This window comes from Micromonospora sp. DT227, assembly GCF_049841835.1.
Lineage (GTDB): Bacteria > Actinomycetota > Actinomycetes > Mycobacteriales > Micromonosporaceae > Micromonospora.
This window is the reverse complement of the sequence record NZ_JBNCLA010000045.1, coordinates 1-823: the sequence shown is the minus strand read 5'-3', so window position 1 is coordinate 823 and position 823 is coordinate 1. Positions and strand designations below refer to the sequence as shown.

The window sequence follows — 823 nt, the reverse complement described above, 5'->3', positions numbered from 1 at the left end:
GTGGTCCGCGATCGACGCGGCCACCTCGGCCTCGGGGGCGGCGACCGCCAGCATCCCGCCACCGGCCGGCAACGCCTGCATCAGCCGACCCCGCGCGGCGACCAGGGCGCACGCGTCGGCCAGCGACAGCACGCCCGCCACGTACGCGGCGGTCACCTCACCGATCGAGTGCCCACCCACGAAGTCCGGAATCACGCCGAACGACTCCACCAGACGGAACAACGCCACCTCGACCGCGAACAGACCGGCCTGCGTGAACTGCGTCTGGTCCAGCAGATCGGCGTCACCGAACAGCACCGGCTTCAACGGCTGCGGCAGCAGCGGATCGAGTGCCGCGCACACCTCGTCCAACGCGGCGGCGAACACACCGAACGCCCCGGACAGCTCCCGACCCATGCCGGCACGCTGCGCGCCCTGCCCGGAGAACAGCACCGCGACCCGATCCCGCCGCTCCCGACCACCGACGACCACCGCACCGGACGGCTCGCCGGCCGCCAACGCCCGCAGCCCGCCGAGCAGGCCGTCCCGGTCGGCGGCGGTGATCACGGCCCGCTGCTCCAACGCCGCCCGGGTGGCCACCGACGACCAGGCCACGTCGACGGAGCGGACCGTCTCGTCGCCGGCCAACCAGGCCGCCCAACGGCCGGCCTGCGCGGCGAGCGCCGCGTCGGTACGCGCCGACAACAGCACCGGCACCGGCCCACCGGCCGACTCACCCACACCCGCCGAGGCGATGGTGGTGTCCGCCGGCTGTTCCAGGATGACGTGGGCGTTGGTGCCGGAGATCCCGAACGACGACACCGCCGCGCGGCGGGGCCGGTCC

Annotated in this window: 1 protein-coding gene; it reads right to left on the bottom strand. The window is 74.6% G+C overall.

All coding sequences use genetic code 11. The features are described 5' to 3' along the window. On the bottom strand, positions 1–823 hold an 823-nt coding region (locus ACLQ2W_RS33805), incomplete at both ends, for an acyltransferase domain-containing protein (RefSeq protein ID WP_425791952.1).